Below are 5,047 nucleotides of genomic sequence, written 5' to 3'. Positions count from 1 at the left end.
GATGATGTCTTGATGCATACGGGTGAGTGGGACAAGAACTTGCAAGTCTTTGTTGACCATCATGTAGGCACTGTAGTCATAGCCATCGTAGGTATGCATTTCCATCAATAACAAGATGACGTTATCGGCCAGTTTCAACGGTTTCAAACGCGACACGCTGTCGTTGATGTCGGTAAAATCCGTGATCCAAATGACGTGACGGTTTTCGAGAATGTGACGATTACCGATGAAGTTGTAGTATTCCGTGCTTTCGTACTCACCGAAGGTAAGGTATTTATCTTCCGCCGTATCTTTCGCGGTCGCCACCACGGCAATGTTCCACGCTTTATTATGCCCACTGCCGACTTCTGCGTTGTTTAGGCCGCGCTCACTCGTCATGAAGCTGAGGAGGCGATCGTCCATTTCCACTACACCGCCGAGCTCTGAATAGGTGCGATTATCGTTTGACCAGGTGTAGTAGGTTTGGCTTGGTGTGGAGATGGCAGTATAGACCTCACCCACCCCTTGGGTCGTGGCATGCTCAGTTTTGACTCGCAGTAAATCTTGAGTGAAGCGATTGGTGTCATTCCATTGGATCAAATCGATACCGCGCGGGAAGTTATCACCAAGCACCAAGGTGTTAAAATTACCTTGGCTGTCCACCATCATGGTGCCGCCAAATTGATGCCCCGATATTTGTAGATGGTTTTTAACTAAATCAAGGGTGTTGGCATCATACACCACAGCCACCCCAGATTGGTGCCCATCGGTTCTGGAGCGGAGGAGATTTAAACCAATGCGATCGCCAGACCAAGCTAACTTAGATGGCGTGCTACCAACGTTAGACACATCAAGTCCATCGGGTGAGGCACCTGTCGGCGTTGAACTATCGAGCAATTTACTAATAGTAAGGGTTTCACTATTGAGATCGTAACGGATGAGACGCACTGGCATGGTGAGTGCGGTCTCATATTCTTCACGCGACTTTGAAAGACCGTAGACAATCGCACCGCTGCCGTTACTGGTCGCAGAGAGCAACCGCTCATTGTCATCATTAGGCAAACTCAGCGTGCGGTTATGGGTACCATCAGGATTAAATTCGCTGTAATACACCGCCATAGTCGTTTGGTCTTGCCAAACCGCGCCATCTTTGGTGCCATTACTCACGGCAGAGTAAGCGACCCTCGGCATGTAATTAGAGTCCCAACGTTTTAAGCTGTCAGCGTAATCTTCATACGGCACATACATGTCTTCACTGCGCGTGTGCGCTTGCGTCATGATGCGAAGCACTGGGGTAGTGTATTCTGTTTGCGTATGGGTGCTGGATACTTGCGTCTCGCCAAAACGCTCACCGGTAGCAAGGTCGTTCCACATGTTTGGATCTGGATCATCGACATCAAAGATACCGTCGCCATCACTGTCAACAAGGTTAGCCGTATTGACCACCACGATTAAGGCTTGAACCTCGTCTGCTGTATTCCATGAATTATTCGCCAGTGCCGTTTGATAGTCACTGAGTAAACCTGCCGAGAAAAATTGATTCGGTAACAAGGTTTGCAGTTGGGTAATGGTAATGTTGGTATTGGTGGTATTTTGCAAGTCAACAAAGGCAGCGCCCGTGATGTTAGTCTCTGCAATGCTAGCTTGTAATTCACTAAATGTTGTGACGGGATTATTGGCTAATTCACTGCGGTATAAACCTTGGATAGTCGCATCACTTGACAGTGCAGTGAGTCCCATAAACTGGGTAAACAAATCGGCATCGGCAATTGACGTATCGGCTATTCGCGCCGGTAAGTTATTGATGGCAATAGAATTGACCACATTCGCCACGTCAACACTTTGTAACGTTGAGAAACGTACACCGTCTTTTTCCACCGCCCAACTAATGCTATCGCTCGCATTTCTATCGACTGACAGGAGCGTCATCATGGTCAAGCTTGAATCGGTGCCTTGGTATTTCAAGCTAACATGGCTGCTATCGCCATTGATGCTCGCCACTTGCAGATCGCCATTGTTATCAAGCTGCCAAGTGATACTTGGGGCAGTGCGAGGTGACAACAAATCAAGGCTCAACACTTCTTGCCATGTACCGTCATTTGCCGTCACCACAAAGCGAGCAGTGCCATCTTGGTTCACACTAATTTGGTCAATAGACACATTGGCAATATCAGGGGAGAGGCTTTCGATGGTGACACTTTGACTATCTGAAGCCGTAACCGTCAGCGTGTGAGCGCCGTTATTGATGTCACCAAGGGTTGAGGTAATGGAAACAGGTGTCGCGCTAGGTTGCAGGGTAATGGTTTCTAAACGAGCGACCCCGTCCACCTCTACGGTGATTTGTACTTGCGCACCACTGCTGTACAAGCTGGTATCGAATGTCCCTGTGAGTGGCGTTAAGTTGCCACCGTCAAGAACACTCACGCTGACACTGCTGCCTGCTGGCAGATAACCTGAGAACAAGGCAGTGAGATCAAGCGTACCTGTGCTGGTTTGCAAGATTTCAGGGAAATACGCCAAGGTAGTATCTCTGGCAAGGGTAGTATCCACGGCTTGTTGCGCGGCGCTATCTAAGCCAAAGGTCGGCACATTGAGCGCCAAATCTGTCATGCCATGACGACGTAGCCACGTTTGGGTATTAAGGTACAAGGCTTTGGCGGTATTCACATCAAGGGTATTGTCAGCCAAATCTGTCGCAATATCTTGTGTCACATTGGCAAGAGCTTCACCACCGCCCAGTACCGACAAACCAATCAAGGCACTGCGGTATTGCTGTTCAATGCCTGAGCCTGTGGCATTCATCGCCGCTGGCGTAATCGCAAACACATCATCCGCATTAGCTGAATCTAGGAAGGTGCTGGCAATCAAGGCGTTCGCGCTGTTAATGCCTGTCACGGTCAGATCCGTTGCCGCCACTTTTGCCGCAATATCCGTCAGTGGTGACACGGTCACGGCATCGCGGCGCGAAATCTCTGGCAATACTGTGGTGAGCGTGCCGCTATTGAGTGAAATCCCCGTTGCTTCATCAATGTAGACACCGCCGGTGATTTCCATCATCACAGGAAGCGCAGTAGGCACAATGGTCATGCTGAACGCACCGTTAACATCGGTACTGCCTTCTGTATGAGTAATATCAGTGCCTTTCACGCCTGATTCAATCGCATACACACGCACCGTTGCGCCGATGATGTTGTTCGCCACCGCTTGCCCTGTCACTGCCCATTGTGGATCGAGCGCAAAGGCATCGGCATCGTTAATGAGGAGTTGTAAACTGGCTAGATCAATGATGTCCGCCGCCGCACTGTCAGCGACGAACTCTTGATAGTGGTTGAGGTTATTGCTGTCTACCGACAAGCCTGCAATGCCTTGCAGCATGGCCATGGTTAAGGCATCCTCGTTGTTGTTAGCGGCATATTGGCTGATGGCATCGATTTGAGATTGGCTCGCGTTGGCAGTGTTGATTAGCGTTTGTAACTTGGCTACGGTGTCGACGTTATTGCCCACGTCTGCGGCTATCAAGGTTTGATAGTAAGCATGATTATTCGCATCGAGTGCGGTTAAGCCCATCACACTACTTAAATCAGCAAAACTTAAGTTGCTGGCATGATTGGCGTTCGCAAACCCAACAATCGCGCTCAACGCAACCACCGTTTCATTCACATTATCGATGATGGTTTGAATTTCGTTAACCGAACTGAAATTACCGACACGCGCTAACTCTATGTTGTATTGCGCCATGTTGGCACTGGTGATATTTACGAATCGACCACTGTCTACTAAGACGCTTTCTTCAATGTTTTGGTTATTCGCTAATAAATCATTGATATCACCCAGTACACCGGCAACCACTTGACCTGTGCCATAACCGCTAGTGTCTTGCTCCCCATTATCGAGATAACCATCGTTGTCATCATCTGGGTCAATCACATCATAAATGCCGTCACCATCGGTATCGACGTAAATACTCAGCGCTTTTTGATAACCTGCTGCGATTTCATCCGCCGACAGCGCGCGATTATGGGCAGCAAAGCCATAGATCCCTTCAACGCCTTGTACAGTGCCTTCATTAATACCGAGTGGTGTGGCGGGATCGTTGATCAGCATAGATTGACCACTGATTTGCCCAACTTGAACACCATTGACCCAAACTTCGCTATTACTGCCTCGAGCAAGGAAGACTATATGGACGGGATCACCGTAAGGCGAATTAATCGATTGCCCATTCACCGCCGTAAACGTATGGTCAGCCGCCCCATATTTGGTCGCACCGAGCTTACCGTTACTTGAATATTGCTCAAAACGTAAGCTCCACACGGTGTTGAGTCCAATACTGTTATTTCTCAAACCCAGTATCGCCAAGGAATTAGAACGGTCTGTTGCAAAATGTACGATGAACTCGTAAGACACTTCCCCACTTAATGCGTTCAAATCGATGGATTGTTGACTTGGTTGATTAATAAAACTTGTTACGAGCACTTCAGGCGTGCTTGCCATTTGAGCTTGATGTTGCGCCCAAGTCGTGACATTCATGACCCCTTGCGCTGGTAAACCCTGCTGCAGCGTTGCCCACACATCAGCAATGCCATCGTTGTTTTCATCGATAGAGAAATCAATATCGAGGGGATCGTTTGGATCAAAGCCCGCTTGTTTTTCAACGCTATCTGCAATGCCGTCTCCGTCATTGTCTGTCATGGGATCGGTGTCATCGCTATCATTGATACCGAGAACGCCATCCCCATCACCGTCATAGGAATTGGCATCCAGTGGGTTGGTGCCAACAAGGATTTCTTGTCCATTGGTGAAGCCATCTAAATCAGTATCGGCGTCTTTGCCATCATTCGGGTCATTCGGATTTAAACCAAGCAGCAATTCATCCGCATCACGAATACCATCACCGTCACTGTCCACACCACCATCGCTGGCATCCATCGGATTGAGGCCATTATCGGTTTCATAGCCATCGGTTAAGCCATCACTGTCATAGTCTGAGTTGCGATCGAGTGGCGCACTGTCATCCAGATCCGAGATACCGTCAGCATCGTCATCGTAATCCATGTGATCAGGAATA

The 5,047-nt window shown here is 48.8% G+C and carries 1 pseudogene; it reads right to left on the bottom strand.

The features are described 5' to 3' along the window. Positions 1-5,047: pseudogene (locus VTH8203_RS22140) on the bottom strand (thrombospondin type 3 repeat-containing protein); the annotation flags it as partial.

The organism is Vibrio thalassae (genome assembly GCF_900089835.1).
Lineage (GTDB): Bacteria > Pseudomonadota > Gammaproteobacteria > Enterobacterales > Vibrionaceae > Vibrio > Vibrio thalassae.
This window is presented reverse-complemented; position numbering and strand designations above follow the sequence as displayed.